Here is a 22605-nt window from a genome sequence, read left to right as displayed (position 1 = left end):
GTTACTGGACTTAAATCAGTATGATCGTACCACACTCACGTTTCAAAAAAAAATATTGGCCAGCGATGCCTGATCCTGACCACAAAAAAACCGCGAGAGCTTCTCGCGGTTTCATGCTTCTTGCCTACATATCGTTACTCCGGTTTCACGAAATATCCAATACCAGCGGCATACTCTATCATTTTTTCAAATAACAGCTTGTCCGGTACAGCACATTTTACTCCCGTGTGCTTAAGGAATTCCGATGTTTGCGGACAAGTATACCGGTAGATGGAATTCTTCGCTCCGTCGCCTTCGAACTGTGCCATCGCCAGCTCAAGGCCTTCCTTATCCTTCGGCTGCTGCGGATCCAATAACCATGCCTCGTATGCCTTCCAGTCCATCACTGAAATGTCATATCCATAGGCTTTAAAATGCCCCACCATGTCCTCATAAGGAATGGCAACCGGGTTGCAGATATGGAACACTCGCCCAACCGTTTCTTGTTGAAGCAGCAGAGCGGTAATGGCCTCCCCGGCATAGTTAATCGGCGTAATATCCACTTCCCATCTCACGCCAGGCGCTTTCTTCAACAGCAGCATCGCTTTCAGCATGCGGTAAAAAGCGTTGTTGTCGATGTTTTTCTGGAATATTCCGTTCTCTGAGTTACAAGACAGATTCCCCACGCGATAAACCACTGCCGGGATTCCTCTATCTGTACCGGCCTTAATGACCAGCTTCTCTGCCTCCAGCTTGCTGTTCGTATAGACATTCTCGATAGTCGACTCTTCATATCCCGTTCCGGCAACGATGGCGTCCCATTGACCACCCAGTGCCAAATCTTCAGGGATCCCAAGCGTAGATATAAAGTGGAATCGGATATGAGATCTTCTCTGAGCCAAAGCCAACAAGCGGTCCGTACTCTCCACATTCACTCGCGCAAAATAGTCGGAATCGCCAAAATGCTTCACTTCAGCTCCGCAATGAATGATGGAATCGATGCGCGCTTCAATCAATGCACGGTCTTGGGCTCCGAGCCCGAGAAACTCCTGCTCCAAGTCGCCCTGAATCGCGATCACCCTTTTATCCATACGAGTCTTGACCTCTTCGCCAAAATATCCGGTCATGATCTGCTCAAGGCGAGCATAGGGCTCCATCAGCTTCGACGGTCGAACCAGGCAGTACACGGTAGCGGTCGATTGTTTCAGCAGTTCATTCAGCAGATGTGATCCCAAATATCCCGTCGCGCCAGTCAGCAAAATATGCTGCTGGGTATAGATGGGTTGTCCCGAACCCTGGTTGATAGGGAATGAGATCGGATACTCAGCCAAATCCTGAATAGGAATATCCCTATTCTCTGTTTGATCGGATGGAATCGTCTGCTGACCCAGTTCCTCTACTCTCTCCGCCAATTTTGCAATCGTCGGATAAACAAAGAAATCATTGATCTTCAACTGTGGATATTGCGGCTTAAGAAGCACTAGAATCTCCAGGATTTTCAGAGAATACCCGCCAATATCGAAGAAATCGTCATGGATGCCGATTTTGGTTTGTCCGAGTGCTCTTTCCCAGGCTGCAGCAATATCCCGCTGAATATCATTAACCGGTGCCTCGTAGTGGGAGTCATCCTCTTCCATCTCCATCGACAATTCGTACAATGCCAGCTTCTTACGATCAATCTTACCGGTCGGGGATAGTGGCATCTCTTCTACAAAACACATGTATTTAGGAACCATATAACTAGGTACTTTCTGACTTAAAAATTGCACCAAATCCTTAGCGGAAGCTGCCTGTCCATCATGGGTTGTATAGAATGCCGCTAACATTTTGGTTCCATCCTCGTCCATTCTCGGAATGACCGCGATGTCCTTTACGCGTTCATGCTTCGCCAAATTATCCTCGATCTCTCCAATCTCGATCCGGAAGCCTCTGATCTTCACCTGTGAATCTTTTCGTCCCCGGTATTCTACTTGTCCGTTCGGCAGCAGGCGAACCAAATCTCCGGAACGGTAGTATTGTTTGCCAGATTCTGGTGTTAACGGATCCAGAATGAAGGCTTCTTTGGTTTTCTCAGGCTGATTCAGATATCCTTTGGCTACGCCGATCGAGCAGATCAGCAGCTCTCCGGTTACGCAAGTTGGACATAACTCATTATGCTCATTCACAATATACAATTCATAGTTGGCAAAAGGCGTCCCAATATACACGGTGGCCAGATCGTCCGGAACCGCATAATTCACGACATGCCCTGTTGCTACAACCGTCGTTTCCGTTGGGCCGTATAGATTCACGATTGGAATCTGCAGCTTCTTCTGGAACATACGAACGGTTTCTCCGGCCAGTGCTTCCCCACCAACCACGATCGTTTTGATATTACGGTATTTGTGAGTATCTTCCATAGGCAAATACGCTGCCAATTGATTAAAAAACACCGTAGGCAGTATCGCGACACGCGTTGCATTGGTTTCTGCCACAGCCTCCGTAAAGGCGTCTATGGAGAAACGCTGCTCATCGGAGAGAAGATGCAGTCGTGAACCGCAAGCCAGCGATCCGAATATATCGTAAACGGAAGCATCAAAGCTGAAGGTGGAATATTGAAGAATGATATCCTGTTCACTCATCTGTAATTTCTCTTGATTGGCCAGTGCCAAGTTCACGACGCCTTGATGGGCGATTAAGGCCCCTTTCGGTTTGCCTGTTGAACCGGAGGTATAGATGATGTATGCCAAATCATCACCTTCAACGCGAACGCCACAGGCTTCATCCGAGTACGAAAGGAATTTATCATCAAGACAGAAGTATTCTGGCTTCGGTTGAAAACCTGCCAGGAGCCCATCCAGCTTTGCTGTGAAATCCTGATGTGTAAGAATGATCGCCGATTCGGTATCCTCGATAATATAGGCATTTCTTTCATCTGGATGTGATGGATCCAGCGGGATATAGGCTCCACCGGCCTTGAGCACACCGAGCATACTAACAATCGTATCCAGGCCCCTCTTCATAAATATCGCGACGAATTGGCCTTTACGCAGCCCCTTGTCTAGAAGCATATGTGAGATTTGGTTTGACAACCGGTCAAGCTGTTCATACGTTACTTGCTCATGATTCGATGATAGTGCAATTCTCTCCGGAAATTTCTTCACAATGGAAGCAAGCATTGACACAATGGTAGGATCTTCCGGCAGCTCCTGCTTCGTGTCATTGAGAATCGTGTACGCGTTCCGGTCCCCATCAGTCAGCATAGGCAAACGGCTAACCGGCATGTCCGCATGCTCAAGAGCCGCGCAAGCAAGCAACTCAAAATGCCTACTGAATTTTTCGATCGTTTCTTCTTTATACAAAGGCCGTGCATAGGATACATAGAGTGTCCACTCGTCCTTCTTCTCTTCCTGAACCATCCAGTTCAGCCCGCTGGAACTATAGGCATAACCCTTCCCGTTACTTCCATAGACCGTTTGGAGAGTGAGCGATTGACCGGTGAAGCCTTCTATATCCTCAAGCGAAAAGCTGCTTCCTTCAATCTGCTCCATTTTGGCGAAAACTTGCTCATAAATCTGTGCGAATGAATCGCTACCGCTTAAGTTAACTCTCAGCGGAAGGAGATTGCCCTTCTCATTGTTCACGCCGACCAGCAAATCGGTATCGTGCGTCATTCGGTACAGAAATACGACATAGCTTGTGAGCATCCATGCCTTCATGTCATATGAATCGCTGAACTGCTTCGTCTTACCGGTTTCGATACGAAGATTAATCGCCATATGATCAAGCTCTTGCTGCTGAAGATGCGCTGGACCATCGGTGTACAGATAGAATCCCGGTAAAGGTAGCTGCAGTTCATTCAACCAATATTCTTTGCCTTGTTCGATCATCAATGTTGTATTCAAAGGTTTCAGCTCCATCTTTTTTCTCTACTGTTTCTGTCCTCGTAGTACTACACACTACACATGCAATTTGTTTACAAGGGCCTCCAGCTCAGCGGAAACCTGGTTAATCTGCTCCGCAGACTCGAAGATTTTGGCAAAGGATGCCTGCTGTTCCTGGCTACTAATCCGGATCTCACCCGACACAGACGAGTTTCTCTCTGCGAGCTCAGCCAGTTGTTTAATCGCTGCCGTAATCTGTTCGGTCTCGGCAACCATTTGCTGGGTAGCTGCAGACACCTCTTGAATTTGACTGGTCACTGTATCTGTTGCCACCAGCATGCCTTTAAACAGCTCACCGGTTTCTTTGACAACCTCAATTCCCTTGGCGACGTTTTGTTCCCCTTCGCTGATGGCTTCTACCGCAGATGCCGTTTCATCCTGAATGTATCGAACCAATTCAATGATTTGGTCTGCGGATTTTCTTGATTCCTCCGAAAGTTTCTTAACTTCGCTGGCAACCACAGCAAAACCGCGGCCCTCTTCGCCCGCTCTTGCCGCTTCGATACCGGCATTAAGTGATAACAGATTTGTCTGAGAGGAAATTTCGGTAATTACCTGCACGATCTGACCGATCTCATTTGAACGGTTCTGCAGCTTTTCGATGATATTCACCGAGTTTTTGACCGAATGATCAATCGAATTCATCTGTTCGATCACCTGCTCCACATTTTGATTACCGCGTTCCGATTGCTCCTTCATGTGCACGGATATCTCGGAAAGATCCGATGTATTGCCGGCAATCGTTGATACGCCAGATGAGATTTCCTCAAGCGAAACCACGCTTTCGGTAATGGAAGTGCTCTGCAGCGCGACTCGTTCCGACATTTCCTCCATATTTTTAGTAATAGCGGAAGAGTTGTTATTATTGACTTCCACAGCCGAGAAGAGGAATTTAGACTGCTCTGCAGAGTGCTCCGATACCGTTTTGATCGTTGTGACAAGTTCATTAATTTGATTAACGGTCGAATTGAACTTGGCATTGACCTGCCCCAGCTCATCATCGCTAGCTTTTAATTGGACGGTAAAGTCACCTTTGCTTAGCTTGTCCAGCGCCCCCATTAATGCTTGGATCGGTGCGAAGGTACGTCTAATGGTGAAGTACTGCAGCGCTAATACAATCAGCAAGGTAATCAGCAGCGCAAAAACCGTATTGGTGATCAATGCCTGTTTCCCGGAAGCGATTAAGCTTGCATCCACGTCGATCCCCATGTAAGCAAAAATTTCGCCGCTGGCATCCTGGAAAGGATACAGCACGGTGATCCAGGTACCATAATTATCTTTATAGCCTTTGGTGTAGACGGTTTTTTTCGTTTTCAGCATCTCTCTCACGGCGTCAGCATGGATCTCCGGTTGTTCGTATAAGTCGCCCAGATTCAAGTCTTCTTCGGCAAACATATCAAGCACTGCCGTTGGCATGGCAATAATCGAGGTCTTGTTGCCACCCTCGAGCTCCGGTCCAAAAATATAGCCTTGTGCAATGTTGGGATGACTTAGGGATAGTTCATCAAACGTTTTGGTAAGTTTTTTTTGGATATCCGCATTGCGGTCGGTTTGGCCTTTCACCGCTTGAGCATCTTCCAGCGATACGGACTTAACCAAGGTATCCATAATTTTTCCCGAATCGGATTGCAGCTGCTTCGTTAGTACGCTGTCCTGGATATAATAGCTTGAACCAATCACGATGACACCCGTAATAATGATATACAGGCTGGTCCATAACATGTTTCTTGTAACAATACTCAGATTCTTAAAACGCAGTCCTTTTGAGAACGTTTTTGGCTCACTCACTTGGTCACTCACTTGGTGTCTCTCCTTTGATATCTCTTATGTATTTTCCATATAAAATAGGGATTTCATTAGCGAACCTGTTCGCATCACCTACTTTCCTGGAAACATTGAATATTTCCGCAATCTTTCATGAATACATTACATTTTTCAAAAATGTTCATCTTGAATGAACCGCGTTCCCCCTCCATCAATATTCTGACATAGGCTCACTTCACAAAATGGTCTTGTTAAGTGAAATTCCAGTTCAATAGATCCATATTCACGTTATGATTCCATAACCATTGCATCTTTTGTACTATTTATAGATCGGCATTTATCCGAATATTTTTAATACTTTAGTAACAACAACTTGCAAAAAAACCCCTGTTTTCGACAATTAATCGAATTTTTATGTTCCTTCAATTTTTGAAATCAGCACGTAGTTTCCTATCATTTTGAGCACGCGAAAAGACCGCGATTTACGCGGTCCTCTTCAGTATAAATTGCATTGAATACTGGTTTCCCAGTTTTCTTCTAAGCGTTATCTGAATTCCATAACCCAATACTTTTCGCCGTGCTTCTCTTCCTCAACCACTCTTTCCCAGCCGTTGTTTTCGTAGAATTTCATCGCCTTGTGATTTGCGGATACACACTTCAATCGGATCGGCTTTCTCATGCTCTCAATCGCAGCATCAAGCAATTGTCTGCCCACTCCCTTGCCAGCATGATCCGGGTGAACGAATAAATGATGGATAAAGTTGTCTGGCAAATATAGCGCAGTAAATCCAAGGATAATCGTATTTTCCTCTGCCAATAGAATAAATTCTTTTTCCGTTTGCTTATCAAAATCGCCCAACGCCATCTCGTTTGCATCCGCCCAATGAAAATTTTCACGTCGTGATGCCAAGAATATTTCCCTAAGCTCAGGGTAATCCTCAAGCTTAGCCTCTCTTATCTTCAAATACTCCACACTCGCTTTCAATCAAGAAGATACGTTCCTAAATAATTATTGTACTCATAAGTTCAGCTTCATACCATCATGACTCGATACAAAGGCAGCTAGCTAAGGAGATCCATCAAGTTTTCCAATTTCCGTTCTAACGCGCCAAACTGTACAAATCGATCTTCTCTCAGAAGCTCTTTTCCTTCAACGAACAAGAGAAGGGCCGGTGCCGTGAAAATCAAATATCTTGAGGCTATCTCCCCTACTGCTTCGCCCTGGATATGTCCCAATGAAATGCGCGGAAACCGGTCTAACAGTACTCTTAGCTTGGGTAATATGGCATGGCACACACTGCAATCTTGTCTCGATACGTACAAAAAACTGAACGTGTAGTTGTCAATAAACCGTTCTATGGCGTCTATCGACGTCAGTTCTTCCATTTCTTTCATCTGTTGCACCTTACTTTCATGAATAGCTCTATGCCGATATTCAGTCTAATACCGCTGATATGTGCGCAGACGTAACCGCCCAGTGTGAAGCCGTCCAATATTTCGCTTGATCCTTCACGTAAATAATTTGTGGTGATTCATGCTTCACATTCAAATCTTCGGCAATTTTATTGGAAACCGGGCGGGATTCAATGACTTTAACCAGTGTGTAATCCACATCGCCGTTTGGCGCCTTTTTCAAGTAAGATTCAAACTCCGAAAGAGCATTAGAGCTAACCGGACAAGTCGTACTATGCTTCAAAATAACTTGGCCGCGCTCGGAAGATTTTTTCAGAATCGTTTCCCATTCTTCTATTGTCGTAATTTCATTCCATTGCATATGATTTTCTCCCCTTTGATGTGATATAACTCATTGCTTCTATTATATAACTAATAGCTATTATACACGTAAACTCGACTAGTTTTCATGTTTAGAGTTCATCTTCAACCGATCGAATCCTATTTCAAATCCATCTCATTAGTCAATAATCATACTCTCTGCCATTGCCTTCAGATCTTTCTTAGCCATTAGACTTTTTACATTTACTATAATGGTATATACGATGTTTTGTTTACTATCATACCAACTGATCCTATCTCCATCTGCCTCATTCTGGAGATAAATAGCTTCAACATGTTTCAGCTGTATTTTCTCGGAAGAGGCATCAAGAGACTTCGTTAAGCTTGCACCTTGACCATACGCTGCCATGATCGATACAGCCGTGTCGCTCTTGCCATCGGATAAGTATACAATGGAGTTGAAGGCCTTCGACCAATCCAGCTTCTCTACAAACAGCTTATCTCCACTCTTGGATGAATTGGCCTCATTTATCAATCTTTGTTCTAATTCCACGTATTTTACACGATCCTTTTCTCCTGAAGGTGCAGGTCCAAAAGGAAAAACTTGACCATAAGCGAATTTCACACCCTTGGGAAGATTACTAGGCACCTCTAGGCTGGGTGCCGAGGTACGAACAAGTTCCTTTTGAAAATCTTCATAGGAAAGATAGCCTATCGGTTGATATTCAAATTTTATAGGATTCACAGTGTCATACCCGTTGTCCTTATTTATGTAATCATCTTTGATGTAATATGCGGCCAGCTCTCCGGGTTTCAGCATGGATTTTACTCTCGTCCTGTATTCCTCCAGTAGATTGCTCAGTTTGGCTGGTAGCGCTGATGACGATGGATCGGCTGTTTTAAGAACGATTTCCCCTTTGCTATTAAAAATTTGAATATGCCCGGTTGCTGCATATGCAGTGAACGAGACTAGTAATACAGACGAAATCATGATAGACAATACGGTTTTACGCTTGAAAGATCGGAATCCTGAACGACTTTTATGCTGCTCGTCCTCAATATGTTGTCTGACTCTTGAAACAAATTCAACATCACGAAAATGATCGTCCGGTACAGAATGCTGCCTCAACTCTTCGATTGGATCAACGATGTTTCCCATTGTTCTTCCTCCTTCCATTTATTCATGGCGTCCTTCAGTTTTATTCTGATTCGGGTTATCTTTTTTCGGACGGCTTCCGATGTCTTTCCTGTTATTTCACTTATTTCTGCATACGACTTGTCGTGAAATGCATACAGAATTAATAAGCTTCTGTCCTCTACCGTAAGATCCACCAGTGCTCTCCTTAGCGGTTCGCTGAATGTCCCTCTTAAGTACTCCTGCTCTGCGCTTTCGGCGAAAATCTGTCCTTTCCACAATCTTCCCAGCTTCTGCGATAATTGCCGCCGGTGAATTACATTCAGACAATGATGGTAAGCGATCTTATATAACCATGCGTTAAAGCTGACCGAAGGCTTATACTTTGTGATCGATTTGTATGCCTTCAAGAAGATTTCCTGCACTGCGTCCTCTGCCTCCTGTTCGCTACCCAGTAGTCGGCAGCAGTAAATATAGATTTGGCGCTGGTACTCACTTACGATAGGAATAAACGCCTCGGCATGCCCATCCTGAGTCTGTTGAACATATTCTTCAATCGTTTCAGCGTTGATGATCCTTCCCCTCCTCTCCTGAAACTTGGATACCTATATAACCATGCAGCAAACGAAAAGCGGACTTCATTCGGAATAATCGGCCCATTAAATATATGGCGGAGGCCATATGACCACAAAAAGAACCGCGATGGACGCGGTTCCCCTATGAATATGTATGGATTCCAAGTTACGATTTATTAGCTTTCACAATCAGAAAATGAGGGTTCGTCATTAGGCGATCAAACCATTTGGCCACCCATTCCGCTGCTTCCGGATTGTCCTTGTGCGCTAAACTGGGCTGCGGCTCAACGATCTGTTCGATTCTAAACCGAGATGAAGTTACGTTGATGATTTCTTGAATCGGTCTTCTATAGAAAGTAACCTCTACGGGTCCAGACTCCTGTTTGTTCCAAACCTCCGTCAATAACTCACGGGCAAAGTAGTCTGGTCGGTCAAAATGTTTAACATCCATAAAAGGATGATGAACGGAGAAAATCAAACTTCCACCAGGTTTCAGCACTCGCTGAAATTCGCGAAAGGTCGGAGTCCAATCCTCGATGTAGTGAAGCGTCAATGAACTTACGATAAGATCAAACGCCTCATCTTCAAAGGGCAGGTCTTCAGTTATATCGCATGCAAATACAGTCGCTTCATTGCCGACTCGTCTCTTACAGGCTTCTACCATCGCCGGGCTCAGATCAACCGCTGTAACCCTGGCCCCTCGTATAATAAATTGCTCCGTATACCATCCTGCGGCACAACCAGCATCTAGGACGGTCATTTGCTCCATATCCGCCGGTAACACTTTGAGCATGGCTGGCCTTTCGTAATAAGCATTATGCCCGCTCTGCGAATCCACATGTCTTTCGTAGTCTCCAGCCAGCTTATCGTATGCCTCAATGACCTTCTCCTTCATGGATCATCCCCCCATATATTGTGCTCAGCTTGAGTACAGCGAACAATACGTGCGTTCGAAATTTCTGGCCAGCAAGTCCTCTTTTCGGATGAAAAATTGCAGTTCACCCGCATCCCACCAGCAAAATCCTATCTCGTCGTCCGAATCGATGGCCAGCAGCAGCAGTGTATCCCGAATCTCCTGCTGAGCCTGTTCCGCGTTGCCGCCGCAATGATCGGCAATCTGCTGCACAGCCGCCTCCATGGAGTAATTGTACTCTGATCCCGTTAACAGCATTAAAGCAGCCTCGTGCTCACAATCTCCATGCTGGGTAGAAGGGTAGCCAAAGATCGTTGCGATGTCGTCAGAATCCTGCCCCGTCAATTGATGACACAGATCCTCGTAAGATTCAAAATCATGCTCATCATCCTCGACAAGCTCATCATCCACATAAGCGTAATTCGGGGGCTCAAGTGTGGCTCTTGCTTCAATACGGTAGCCTGCGAATTCTTCATCTAATGCGGTCCCCTCAGGCGCCCGGCATCGACTAGCGGCCGCTGTCTGATCCTCGGCCAGATACAACACCCGGTGTTCAATGTTATAAGCAGGTTCATCAACGCCAACGAAAAAATACAGAACTCCGCTATGCGGAAGTGAAGCCGTGGCATCGTGAGCTGCCAAATCCCTCAACTGCAGCTGTGCCAAAAACGTCATCGGTGTACTATCCGAAGTCAGCGGCCATTCCATTCCTTCAGGAAGATCGGGGTCTCCGCCAATCCGTGAATTGCACGAGCTGGCATAGTCCTCCTCTCCCTGTTTGGATAAACGCATGCCTTGCCGAGTATGTTCGATCAAATAGTCTGCTGCATGTTCAAATTCGTGCTCTTGGATGATATTTTGCATCTTGATCAAGTTGTGTTCATTTAGCTTCATAGTTTAGTTCCTCTTCTTTTTAATAAATTAGAATGTTATGAGAATTACGATAATGTCCGGGAATCGTGATCTTCCTCTACTCTTCCTTAAAGAGATCTTCAATGATCGACTTGTCATAGCCATTAACCATCCTGTAGCTCCAGGAATATTTTTTATGCAATCTTCTATTCGGAGATATCTTGATAATATCCGGTTCGGTAAAATATATGGCAAAGGGAGTGTACTCGACATTAACCCAGATCATGTACTCCGTACCTCTTCCATAATTTTCAGTTTTCCACAATTTCGCATTAGAGAAGCTATTTATAATTCGATCAATAGTGGCCGGGTCGGTAATTTCCACACTATTTTCATCATCGTATGGACTGCCCATTTTCTCAATTCTTATGTAACTAATCTTCTCTGTATCATAAACCTGATCGCTCATCAGCTCTTTAAAGGAAGTACTGCATTGAATCAATGAATAGACGACTCCAGTCAGTACGATCAATGCAACCACAACAAAAAAGACTCGCCATGACCTGTCACTCATCACGATTCCGTCTTGAAAACCTAAGGAATTCGGGCTTTTTCATAAGCGTATTTTTCATATCCCCCTCCATTGCACATATTCAATAAATAAATTCCCCTCATTATAAGCTTAGCACCTATCACTATATAAACCCCATAAACCATGCTTTGGTTGCCGGATAATTTAACATCTTTTGGTTTGTCCTGTCAATCCTATTTTTCAGCCCTGGCGACATTCTGGTGTTAGTTCTGGTTATAAACGTTAACACGTGCTCCATCCATAATTAGATCGCTGCTGTCCACAATGATTTCCTGTTGATCGAATAGACCACGTCCAACGGCAATGGTATGGCTGTTGGAATCGATAATTTGAATTGACGTGCGAACAGCATAATATGCATTGCCGAGAGGGCCTTGTGTTTCTTTTATGGTGTAGACATAAGCGCCCTCGCTGTCCTTGTGAACGGCTTTATTCGGTATGAGGATCCCTTCGCTGCTCTTAGTTTTGACTATACTGATCCTCACTTGTTCGCCACCGGATAGCCCGCTCCCTTTTAGTTTAACGAACAAACGTGTCATGGAACTGCTTGATTTCTCAGCGTCTTCGTCAACATCAGGACTGAGCGAGTTCATATCCTCTTCTATCCTTTCAATCTCACCCGTAATTGATGGTTCTTCCTTGCCTTCAAGCATGATGTTATCCAGAACATCCCCTACGCTCAGCGTGGCAGCGATACCTGACGGTACATACATTTCTAACCCATACCCTTTTGCCAAATGGCTCATCGTGATATCCGGACTCCCGGTAGAACCTAATCCCTCCATCGCACCAATCTCTATAACGATACCGTCAAAAGGGGCTACCATCTGCCGATTAACTGAAAGCGTATGTTTCAGGTTCTCGATCTGCTGCTGTTGTGCAGCAATATCAAGCTTTGCCGTTTCGAACGCGCTTGTGGCACTTATAAGAAGAGACTCATCTTCTTCCTGCATCGCTTGAATGACATTATATTCGAGAAGTTCCATGGATAAATTCAGCTTCTTCAGAGCAGACTGCTCCACAGCAATCTGCTGCTTAACCTCACTGCCATCATATTGTATAAGAACTTGTCCTTTACGCACCATCTCACCTTTTTTAACGAGCACCTTATCGACTTTCCAGCCCGAAGGATGGATAAGTTCCCTCTCCTCCTTTGGATTTATCGTCGATCGGCCGACATAGGAATGAACCAGCGAGCCTTTGTTTACCGATGTAATCACTACCTTAGGCAGCGTCAAGGCTTGTAGGGTGTTACCTGCAAAAGTCAGTATAAGCAGAAGACCTGTGAACAGTCCGGCTGTTATGCTAACCTTGCGTTTTCTTGACCGGGAAATTACCTCTTCCAATCTCCATCACTCCTAGTACTGAAACTAACCTTTTATGCCCGACAATTGAACGCCTTCAATAAAATAAGACTCGGCATACAGGAATAGCAGAATCATAGGTGCCATATACAATGCCGATGCGGCAAAACCGATTCCCAGTGCGTCTTTGTTAATCTGTGCAAGATATAGAGACAGTGGCTGTTTATAGGAATCTTGCAAAAATATGAGCGGTTGCTCGATCATGTTCCAATAGTCGACGAACAATAGAACCGTCAGCGCGGCCAGACCAGGCTTCGCCAGCGGCAGGATAATACGCCAGAAGATGACCCATGCTCCTCCACCGTCCATCATGGCCGCTTCAGAATACGCTCCGGGAATATGGGCCATGAATTGTCGCATCATAAAGACGCCAAAAGCTCCAAAGATGCCAGGTAAAATAATGGCGGCGGTATGGTTCATAAGTCCAAGCTTGTCTATAACGATATAATTCGGAACAAGCGTTACCTGAAACGGCATAAGCATGGTCATTAAATAAAGCATGAACAGCTTGTCCCTTCCGATGAAGCGAAGTTTGGCAAAGGCATAAGCCGCAAGCGAGGCGACGACTGCCTGTCCGGCAACAATCGGCACGACCAAGGCGACGGAATTCCAGAACATCCTTAGAAATTTTGTCGTTAGAACCAGTATCTCGGCATACTGTCCAAAGGATAGCCAATCAGGAATAATCTTCAGATTGACGAACGCGTCCTTGCCACCCTTCGCAACGTCGATCATCTGCCCCAGAAGGTCGTAATTCCGCCCAATCTCTTGCTCCGTCATCAGGGAGTTCGTAAAGGTAAGCAGAATCGGTACCAGCATGACAACGGCTAACAATCCGAGCAGCAGCGTCAGTACCAGCTTTGGAATCCACCGTATATTTTTCATGATGAGCCTCCCTTTGGTCACTCCAAGTTATCCCGAAATCGGCGCTCAACGCTCAATAGTCCCGTCACCAGAATGACGATGAAGCCGACCATCAGCGTGGCTGCAGCCGTCAGCTTCTGAATATCAAGCGAGGAGAACATGTTGTTCATATAGTGCTGCATCATATAGATCCGGTCATACGGATAATCGCCTGCAAGCAGATACGTCTCCCGAAAGACCTTGAAAGAATTGATGATGGAGATCAGCACGACAAAGAATGTTGTAGGCGTCAAATAGATTAGCGTAATGTGAAACAACTGACGGATCCGCCCCGCGCCCTCGACACGTGCCGTCTCGTAATAATCCTTCGGAATGGATTGAAGTCCGGCCAGAAATAAAATCATGTTGTAGCCGATGTTTTTCCACAAATACATGAGGATGACCACGCTCATCGACCAATCCGATTGCATCCAGTCGATCCTCTCTTTATGGAAATGGTGCAGCCATGCATTTAAGGTTCCGTTCCAATCGAAGAGGATCTGCCAGATCATCACAACGGATGCGACGGGTACGACAAGCGGCATAATAAAGGAGGTTCGAAGCCAATTGCGCATAAACAAGGGCCGATTCAGCAGTAATGCCAGAATGAGCGACAACGCGATGACCAGCGGAACGCCAATGCCGGTAAAAATCAGCATATTTACCGATGCCTTGTGGAAGGAGCCGCTGCTTAGCACTTCATTGTAGTTATCGAAGCCAACTAATGAGCCCTCCAATGAACCGTCCGTGAACGATTCGTAAATGCCCATTATGAACGGGATGATATAAAAGCAAGCAAAGCCGATCAGGCTGGGAGCCAAGAACCATAAAGCCTTCATCCCGTCTTTGCGCATCCATCTCCTTAAACTTCTTCTATTCATTCAGATAGGTCGTTACTTTATTCTGGATGAGCCTGGCGACATCATCTGCGGATTTCTGTCCGGCAAAGAAGGCTTTGGACTCATTTACGATGATGTCATTCACTTTGGCGGACTTGATCTCGACCTGATGAGTGGCTCCACCCACCAAACTCTCCAGTTGGTCCAGCTTGGCCTGATCGACTTTGATCGCCATTCCTTGCAGCGGGCCTTCCTCATAGGCTTTAACCGTTCCTTCTTCCTTCAATTGCTTGATCTGATTGGCAAATGATTTCTTGTTGATCGGAAATCCTGCCTTCGTGTAAGGCGTTTCGATTTCTCCGGACATCATGAATTTTATGAAATCCCACGCTTCCTCCTTCACTTTGGAGTTCGCATTCATGGAAATGCTCTTGTAAGGCCTGAAATAACCGCCGGCTGTCGTTTCCTGGGCATGAGGCTTCATGTAATACTTCATATTCTCGCCGTATTCCCTTAGAGATACGAGATAGTCCCAAGGAGAGTTGATATGGATGGTTCTGAAATAAGCCTTGCTCCGAGGATCCGTGGTCACGATATGATTGTCGTACATGGACTTCACCTGGTTCATCAGACCGGTAAAGGAGGTCGATTCGAAATTGGCCTTGCGGCTCTCCGTATCCACAAATAAGGAATAATTGTCAAGTGCAATGTCTGCCAGCAGGTTTTCGGGGCCACCAGATACCAGCGCTGATGGGTATACCTTGGAAGCCGCCGCCAGCTGTTTTGCGGTATTTATAAAATCGTTCCAGGACCAGGTTTTGTCGTTAATCTGAATCCCGGTTTGCGCGATGGCATCTGCATCTCCGGCAAAGCCTTCCAGAAAGAATGCGAGCGGCATGCTGTAAAGTCCTTTGCCGGTTCGAGAATTGTCCAGGATATTACCGAAATAATCTTCCTTTCGGAAGGTGGAATCCTTGTCCATCCATTCACCGAGATCAACCAGTAGATGATGTTTAACGTAGTCATCAGTAGGCAGAATATTCACATATTCACCCGATTGGAGCAGATCGGGGCCTTTGCCTGCCAGCATCGCCGTATTCGTATTCTTGACGAACTTCTCCTCATCCGCCTCCATGTGCGAATCGTCGGTATAACCCGTCTGCAGCTTGATTTCGATATTCGGATGAAGCTGTTCGTAATTCTTCTTTGCTTCCTGAAACAGTTCATCTGGGAAAAACATTGAAAAGACGATGGTCTTTTTGCCACCGGATGCTGATTCATCATTCTGAGTTGTGCTCTGCACCGAACCACCGTCGTTTGTACCTGCGGACGCTTCATTGCCGCCGCTGGTTCCCGCTGATGATGCTGCCCCTGTTGGGCTTCCACTACCGCAAGCGGTTAAAGAGAAGGCTATAAAACAGCTAACCAATAATCCTAACCCGATTTTCTTCATATGACGATTCTCCTCATCGTTTCATTCGTTGAGATATAGATTGATCTTGTTCTGAACTTGTTTCGCGACAATGTCCGCTGATTTCTGTCCGCTGAAGAAAGACTTTGATTCATTGGAAATGATCTCATCAATCTTGGACTGTTTCTCGGTGGAATGAACGGCTCCCGTAATATAGGCGTCCAGTTGATCCAGCGATGCATTGTCAACCTTGACCGCGGGAAGATCAGCCTCATGAATCGTTCCTTCGTCTTTTAGCTGCTTCAGCTGTTTTTCGTAGGCAATTCTGTTAATTGGAAAACCAGGGCTTTGATCATACACATCGGTATAAGACTGTGCCTCATCCTCTATGAGAAATTTGATAAAGTCCCAGGCTTCTTTCTTATGAGACGAGCTTGCGTTAATCCCGATCATTCCGAAGTTTTTAAAATAACCTCCAGCCCCCACATCTTGCGGATGCGGTTTGGCATACAGCTTGGTATGCTCGGCGAAATTGTTCAACAGATACCCTCTAAGGGAACTGATGGTTTCTTCGTTGAAATAAGCTTTGGCATTCCTGGCAGTTTCGCTGCCTCTGCCACCGCCATCTGTAACCATGTCGTAAAGCAAGCCATCATCGAACATCGTTTTGATCTGCTGCATTAACCCGGCAAAGCGCATCGAATCGAAATTGGCTTTCCCGTTTCCTTCTGTGACGAGCTGGCGGTAGTTTTCAGCGACCATCTCGCTCAACATATAATGCGGTTCGCTAATGAGCGCATTCTTGTACTCGCCTTTCTGTGTCAATTGCTTGGCAATATCCGTAAAATCGCTCCATGTCCAACTGCTGTCATCGATCTTGACTCCGCTCTTTCCGAGGGCATCCTCATCGCCAATCAAACCGGCAAGGGAGAAATAAAGCGGCATCCCGTAAAGTCCCCCGTCAATCTTCGAGTTGTCCAAGATGTTGGTGAAATAATCTTTCGTCTGAAGCGATGAATCCATCTCCATCATGTCGCTTAGATTGACAAGCAGATGACGGCTTACATATTTATCTGCCGGGAGCATATCAAGCTCAATCAGATCGGGACCTTTGCCGGCCAAGATGGATGTGTTCGAGGAGGTAACGAATTTTTCAATATTTGCAGATACCTCGTCGAGATCCTTCCCCTCAGAAGGTGTAGCCTGCAGCTCAATCTCGATGTTGGGATGCAGTTTCTCATACTTCTTCACAGCCGTCTGCATGTAATTGCTCAGATAAAAAGTCGAGAACACGAGCTTCACATGTCCTTTTGAATCCACACTTTCTTTCGTATTTCCGTCTTGCGCCGCTGTCGCTCCTTTCATTGCCATTTCGCCTTTGTTCCCCTGAGCTCCACTGCAGGCGGAGAGACAGAGGATTAGACAAATCCATATCCAGCCTATTTTCTTCATCAATGACTCACCTTTCTTTAATTGAAACTATCTTCGCTGACTTTTCCAAATATAAAGTAAAGATGTCTCCGAAACTTCACCTACTTGTAAACAAATTGTCTCTGAAATAACCCCACAAACATATAAATGCTAATATCTTAAAAAAAGACGGCAGACTGAACGATATTTCGTTCAGTCTGCCGCAAATAAGGTTACTATCCACTTTGAAGGGTTAGGTTAGCGCTATTGAAACTTAATAATAAACGGTTGATTATACGAGACGACACTTGGCTCCGGATTCGTTTGTTGTCTTGAAGTGGAATATATTTTTCGCCCATTTACCAGAAGACTGTCATTATGCGGACTCCAATACATTACCGACGGGAAGACGCCCTGATAGACCGATTCTTTGTACAGGACGTTGTTTCCTTGAAGCTTTCCTGCAAAAATTGAGATTGTATCGTTGTCGTCTTTCTGGGAATAAGCAATATACTTCCTGTCTTGCGATAATTGAAAGCTAAGAACCCTCTCCAGCAGGACAGAGAGAGCCATGTTTCGTCGATCGTACTCATAGATCTCGCCTTCCGTTCCAAGGAAAACAAACTGATCTTTATTAAGCCATGCCATCTGATCACCGCCCGCCTGATGCTCGTATTCGATATGAAAGCTGCTTCCGTTTATCGTCCCCATGTTGATACTAATGGTCCGTTCATTTTGCACCACAATCAGTGCGCTTTGTCCATCGTCCGACATTTTCACCTCGAAGACGCTGCCTGTGTTTCGGAGGCCCTTCAGCGGATAGACCTTGACTTGCCGGGCGGTTGTGTCATACACGGCCATTTTGACAACGGAGTTTGTGGCGACACCCACATCGGTTTGTCCACTGACGGGGCCTGAAGCGACATCTGTAGCGACGTCTGTGACGAGATAAGAGATGTATCTGCTGTTATCCGACCAAGTGAGCTCTGTCAAGAGCAGATCATGACGGGGCTTTATGGTGGCCATGATGGTTTCCCGTCCATCAGAAAGCGATATTAACTTTAGTACATTGCCGTCCTTTGTCTTCTTAATACCGGCGATATATTTGCCGTTTGGCGACAGTTCGAGATTCCAATGATCAGCGTCCACGCCTTGCAGCGTCTCGAATTTTTCATACGGCGGTGAGAGCCGCTGCAGCAGATATTGCGACAAGCGCATCTTTGAGTCGGGGGCCTGAAAAAGACCGAGAACGGATCCTGAATCCTCCCAACCAAGCAATTGATCGTCCTTCGTGTCCGAAATCGGAAGACGATATATCGTTTTTACTTGGAATGGGGCGCTGCCCGAATCGGCAGCTTGCTCATCTTCCGAGCTCGGAATAACGATGGTCTCCGACCGCAGACCTCCCTCACATCCGGACAAGAGGAGAATGATTGCAAGCAGCACGGACAAACCTGCAAATCGTTTCCGTATCATCATGATCTCTCCTCCCTGAAGTAAGGTAGTTCCACGTAAACCATGATCTGCCCGTCCCGGCTGACTAGGCGGATGGTCCCTCCATGGTCGTCGACGATCGATTTGGCGATACTGAGACCCAGACCGACACTGCCTTCTTCCATGAACTTATGGCCCGCCGAATAGAACGGCTGAAACAGGTGCTCAAGCTGGTCAGGTGGGATCGGTTCACCCGGATTGTCGAAAATAAAGCGAACGAGTCCGGAGTCCAGTTCGGCCTTAGCAGAAATCTCCGATTGGGGAGAGCTGTATTTGATCGCATTGTCCAGCAGGTTGATGAACAGCTGGCGCAGCCTGTCCGATTGTCCGTTTACATACAAATGTTCATCCGTCTGGCAGATGATGCGCTTCTTATAACGCTTGGCACGGAAGGACATGGAATCGCTAACGTCGTGTAAAATTTGACCCGCATCCACCTTTTCGAATTCACGGTCGTCCGAAGCTCTGCGGGATACTTCCAGCAGCCTTAGCACCATGTTATGCAGCCGCCGGCTCTCTTCAACAATGTGATTCATGCCCTTATCGAAGAATTCCCGGTCGTCATCCCCTTTCTCCCGAATAATCTCGGCATAACCAAGAATGGACGTCAGTGGCGTCTTAAGCTCATGGGTGACATTGTCGAAAAAACGTTTTTCCTGATCGTTAAGCTCCTGAAGGCGATCCCGATCACCCTCAATCGTGGAAATCTGGCTTCCGATCCGGTCAATCATGTCATTGAAATTCAGAGCCAGCTCGCCAATTTCATCTCTTCGCCGGAACGGGATTCGAACATCGAGATTCCCGTTCTTCACTTCCGTGGAAGCCCGGGTCAGCTTCACTAATGGAATGGTGATATGCCGGGATAGCATATAGGAGAATAGGAATGCCGCTCCAAATATGGCGAGCGCGATGTAGAAAATGATGTCCATGATGCGCCCGCTTTGTTCATAGAGCAGGGTGAAATCTTTGGTAAATCTCAAGATGCCCACCTTCACTCCATCGATGATAACCGGGTATGAATATAGAACGGTTCCGCTATTCCGGCCATAAGTGATGGTATAAGCCGTTTTGCCCTCGATCGCTTGCCGGAGATCCTCGTCCGACTGTCCGGAGAACTCTCTCTGGTCTGATGAGAACAATAACTTGCCATCTACGGTGTAAGCACTAACATGGCTTGATGTAGCATGTTTCAAATCATTCACCATTTCCTCGGCCATCTGTCCGAAATAAAGATTATTGTTCGTGAAATGGTTGATAAGAAATGCTTGCCTTACATATACATTGCTGTTGTTTTTGAGTCCGACCAGATCCGACGTCACGATCTTTTGATTGCTTGTCCGAATGATCTCCTTCACGGTCTGATTGAGTACGAGGAACGAGAGGCAGAAGATCAGAAAAAAACCAACAATAAACTTGGCTCTGATGGTCCGAATCATCTCTTATTCCGCCTGCTTCTCGAATTTATAACCGATGCCGAATACAGTTGTGATCAAATCGCTGACATCCAGCTTTTTGCGGAGCCTTTGAATATGCGTATCCACGGTCCGTGTATCCCCAATAAAATCATAACCCCAGACCAAATCCAGCAGTTCCGAACGCGTGTAAATCTTCCCCCGGTGACCGTACAAGGTCATGAGCAGGTCAAATTCCTTCGGTGTTAGATCAACCAACCTTCCGTCTTTCTTGACCAGTCGCTCCTCCGTTACGATCTCGATGCCTTTAACACGGATCACGGCCTCCTGAGCCACTTCCCTATCCCCGTGATTCGCTTGGTCCAGCCGCCGGAGAATCGTACGAATTCGGGCAACAACCTCCCGTAAATCAAACGGCTTTGTGATATAGTCATCGGCACCAAATTCAAGTCCGAGCACTTTATCCGTGATGTCGGATTTAGCGGTTATCATGAATATGGGAAGGTTATAGTTCGCGGTTACTTTTTTGCATATATCGAGTCCGCTCTGATCGGGCAGCATCCAATCCAGAAGGAGCAGATCGGGATTGAATGACTCAAGCTCCCTTAAGCCCGCAGCTCCGCTGGCCGCAATACGGGTTTCGAAACCCTCCATGTTGAGACCATAGGCAAGCAAGTCGGCAATCGGCCCCTCATCTTCGATTATGAGAATTTTTGTTTTTTTCATGAAGTCTCCATTCTTATTCCATAGGCCTATTTGATGAATCGATTTTAGCATATACCGTTGACAAATGATAAGTCTGATCCGTTACAGGCTTACTAAGACTGCGATTCAGGCAAATGCAGCAGTTCCGGGACCGTGACGAATGAGTAGCCTTGATCTTTCAAATCCGGTATTAACAGCTCCAGTGCCTCCAGCGTGTTGGCAAGATGGTTCTTGCCGTTTGCGGTATGCTGAAGAATGATGCCTCCTGGCTTCAACTGCTTGTGGATGATTCCCATGATCTCCTGTGCGGGCAGACCTGACCAATCCATCGTGTCCACGGACCAGTTCACGATCGCTAAATCCATATTTTGTATGGCCTCCTCTTTGTCCTCATCCAAAGCGCCATAAGGCGGCCGAAACAAGGATGGACGATAGCCGATAATGTCGTTCAGTTCATCCTGCGTATTCTTCACCTGGTTCAGCGCTTCCTCCATCGATAATTCTGTAAAGTTGGGGTGTGACCAGGAATGATTTCCTATGGCATGACCTTCCTCTTTAATCCGCCGCACAGTCTCAGGATGGGCCTCAGCACGGTTTCCCAGAATGAAAAAGGTGGCTTTAATATCGTTTTCCTTCAGGATATCAAGGATTTTGGGCGTAACAATGGCATCCGGTCCATCATCGAATGTAAGTGCGACCTGCTTACCGTCTTTTGCTGATCCGTTAAAATACACCTTTTTCTCCATAGACTGATTCCCGCTTTGCGGCGTGCCGGGTGATCTTTCAACTGATTCACCGTTTGCTTGGTGTCCAAACGAGAGTTCCTGCGATTCCGCAAAATAGTCCTTGAGCCCATCAACAATAGCTTGTGCGGCAAGATCTTGACCTTCATTGCTCAGCAGGAAACGCTCATCCTCCGCATTGGTGAGATATCCAACTTCGATAAGCACTGCCGGCATCGTGGGCGTAGATAGCACTTTTAACTGTTCTTCCTTGATCCCGCGATCACGAAGGCCAATTCCCTTCACCAAATGCTCCTGAAGGGTTTGGGCCAAGGGGATGCTGTCCTCGTGTCGGTACAAGGTTTCCGTACCCGATGTCATGGGGTCCGTATAGGTATTGCCATGAATGGAAATCATCACATCCGCATTCCAATCATTCGCCTTGGCTGCCCGTTCATCCAATTCAACGAATTGATCATCCGAACGTGTCAAGAGAGGTTCAAACAAAGGGTCTTCCTCCAGGAGGTCAACAATCCGCCCGGCAAGAGATAGATTGAACGCTTTCTCATATGCACCGCTTACTCCGGTAGATCCCGGATCTTTTCCCCCATGACCGGGATCGATTACGATCCGATACGTTTTATTTGGATTAGGCACAGCAGGAAGCGTCCTATAGGTCTCTGCAAGTCTAGCAGATGATGCCGGCACCAACTCCACCGTTGATGAACCGACGTGCCATGCCAATTTGAAGCCGACAATAAATAGGATTGCAATGAATAGAATAAAGAAGACTCTGGTAAACTTCTTGCGTTTTTTGTGATAGATCATGGTTCCTCCTTCTTAGGGATCGTGCTAGATACGACTCCATAAGAAGAATA

Annotated in this window: 19 protein-coding genes; all 19 read right to left on the bottom strand. The window is 46.2% G+C overall.

Annotated features, from left to right (window positions below; genetic code table 11):
- Nucleotides 1–134: 134 nt before the first annotated feature.
- Complete coding sequence (locus AB4124_RS24250) at nucleotides 135–3863, bottom strand: amino acid adenylation domain-containing protein (RefSeq protein ID WP_441974451.1); 3729 nt, start codon at nucleotides 3861–3863, stop codon at nucleotides 135–137.
- 54 nt (nucleotides 3864–3917) lie between these two features.
- On the bottom strand, nucleotides 3918–5702 hold the full coding sequence (locus AB4124_RS24245) for a methyl-accepting chemotaxis protein (RefSeq protein ID WP_441974450.1): 1785 nt from the start codon (nucleotides 5700–5702) through the stop codon (nucleotides 3918–3920).
- 508 nt (nucleotides 5703–6210) lie between these two features.
- Entirely contained in the window at nucleotides 6211–6630 is a 420-nt protein-coding gene (locus AB4124_RS24240) for a GNAT family N-acetyltransferase (protein ID WP_441974449.1), read from the bottom strand.
- A 98-nt stretch (nucleotides 6631–6728) separates the two neighbouring features.
- Nucleotides 6729–7061, bottom strand: coding sequence for a thioredoxin family protein (locus tag AB4124_RS24235; RefSeq protein ID WP_430107311.1), 333 nt, complete (start codon nucleotides 7059–7061; stop codon nucleotides 6729–6731).
- A gap of 40 nt (nucleotides 7062–7101) precedes the next feature.
- Entirely contained in the window at nucleotides 7102–7440 is a 339-nt protein-coding gene (gene ytxJ, locus AB4124_RS24230) for a bacillithiol system redox-active protein YtxJ (protein WP_076323212.1), read from the bottom strand.
- A gap of 138 nt (nucleotides 7441–7578) precedes the next feature.
- Nucleotides 7579–8559: a hypothetical protein gene (locus AB4124_RS24225; protein ID WP_441974448.1), complete on the bottom strand. Its 981-nt coding sequence runs from the start codon at nucleotides 8557–8559 to the stop codon at nucleotides 7579–7581.
- On the bottom strand, nucleotides 8526–9038 hold the full coding sequence (locus tag AB4124_RS24220; RefSeq protein WP_272914367.1) for an RNA polymerase sigma factor: 513 nt from the start codon (nucleotides 9036–9038) through the stop codon (nucleotides 8526–8528). Before AB4124_RS24220 ends, AB4124_RS24225 begins: the two co-directional genes overlap by 34 nt.
- Nucleotides 9039–9276: 238 nt before the next feature.
- Nucleotides 9277–10005, bottom strand: coding sequence for a class I SAM-dependent methyltransferase (locus tag AB4124_RS24215; protein WP_430183851.1), 729 nt, complete (start codon nucleotides 10003–10005; stop codon nucleotides 9277–9279).
- Nucleotides 10006–10029: 24 nt separating this feature from the next.
- Complete coding sequence (locus AB4124_RS24210) at nucleotides 10030–10917, bottom strand: YwqG family protein (RefSeq protein WP_441974447.1); 888 nt, start codon at nucleotides 10915–10917, stop codon at nucleotides 10030–10032.
- A gap of 76 nt (nucleotides 10918–10993) precedes the next feature.
- A complete protein-coding gene (locus AB4124_RS24205; RefSeq protein ID WP_441974446.1) occupies nucleotides 10994–11449 on the bottom strand; it encodes a hypothetical protein in 456 nt (151 codons plus the stop codon).
- Nucleotides 11450–11670: 221 nt separating this feature from the next.
- Nucleotides 11671–12813, bottom strand: a complete 1143-nt coding sequence (locus AB4124_RS24200; protein WP_441974445.1) for an efflux RND transporter periplasmic adaptor subunit — start codon at nucleotides 12811–12813, stop codon at nucleotides 11671–11673.
- Between the two features lie 24 nt (nucleotides 12814–12837).
- Entirely contained in the window at nucleotides 12838–13716 is an 879-nt protein-coding gene (locus tag AB4124_RS24195) for a carbohydrate ABC transporter permease (protein ID WP_441974444.1), read from the bottom strand.
- A gap of 17 nt (nucleotides 13717–13733) precedes the next feature.
- Nucleotides 13734–14615 carry a carbohydrate ABC transporter permease gene (locus tag AB4124_RS24190; RefSeq protein WP_441974443.1) on the bottom strand — a complete coding sequence of 294 codons (882 nt, stop codon included), beginning with the start codon at nucleotides 14613–14615 and terminating at the stop codon, nucleotides 13734–13736.
- The gene (locus AB4124_RS24185) at nucleotides 14608–16026 is read right to left on the bottom strand and encodes an ABC transporter substrate-binding protein (RefSeq protein WP_441974442.1); all 1419 of its coding nucleotides are present in this window, start codon (nucleotides 16024–16026) and stop codon (nucleotides 14608–14610) included. Before AB4124_RS24185 ends, AB4124_RS24190 begins: the two co-directional genes overlap by 8 nt.
- Nucleotides 16027–16047: 21 nt before the next feature.
- The gene (locus AB4124_RS24180; RefSeq protein ID WP_441974441.1) at nucleotides 16048–17355 is read right to left on the bottom strand and encodes an ABC transporter substrate-binding protein; all 1308 of its coding nucleotides are present in this window, start codon (nucleotides 17353–17355) and stop codon (nucleotides 16048–16050) included.
- A 303-nt stretch (nucleotides 17356–17658) separates the two neighbouring features.
- The gene (locus AB4124_RS24175; protein ID WP_441974440.1) at nucleotides 17659–18873 is read right to left on the bottom strand and encodes a hypothetical protein; all 1215 of its coding nucleotides are present in this window, start codon (nucleotides 18871–18873) and stop codon (nucleotides 17659–17661) included.
- Complete coding sequence (locus AB4124_RS24170; protein ID WP_441974439.1) at nucleotides 18870–20324, bottom strand: ATP-binding protein; 1455 nt, start codon at nucleotides 20322–20324, stop codon at nucleotides 18870–18872. Before AB4124_RS24170 ends, AB4124_RS24175 begins: the two co-directional genes overlap by 4 nt.
- 3 nt (nucleotides 20325–20327) lie before the next feature.
- Nucleotides 20328–21026 carry a response regulator transcription factor gene (locus tag AB4124_RS24165; protein ID WP_441974438.1) on the bottom strand — a complete coding sequence of 233 codons (699 nt, stop codon included), beginning with the start codon at nucleotides 21024–21026 and terminating at the stop codon, nucleotides 20328–20330.
- A 92-nt stretch (nucleotides 21027–21118) separates the two neighbouring features.
- On the bottom strand, nucleotides 21119–22555 hold the full coding sequence (locus AB4124_RS24160; RefSeq protein WP_441974437.1) for an N-acetylmuramoyl-L-alanine amidase: 1437 nt from the start codon (nucleotides 22553–22555) through the stop codon (nucleotides 21119–21121).
- Nucleotides 22556–22605: the final 50 nt, after the last annotated feature.

Source organism: Paenibacillus sp. 2KB_20 (assembly GCF_052115765.1).
GTDB lineage: Bacteria > Bacillota > Bacilli > Paenibacillales > Paenibacillaceae > Paenibacillus_AQ.
The sequence above is the reverse complement of the archived record's forward strand: the minus strand, read 5'-3'. Positions and strand labels throughout refer to the sequence as shown.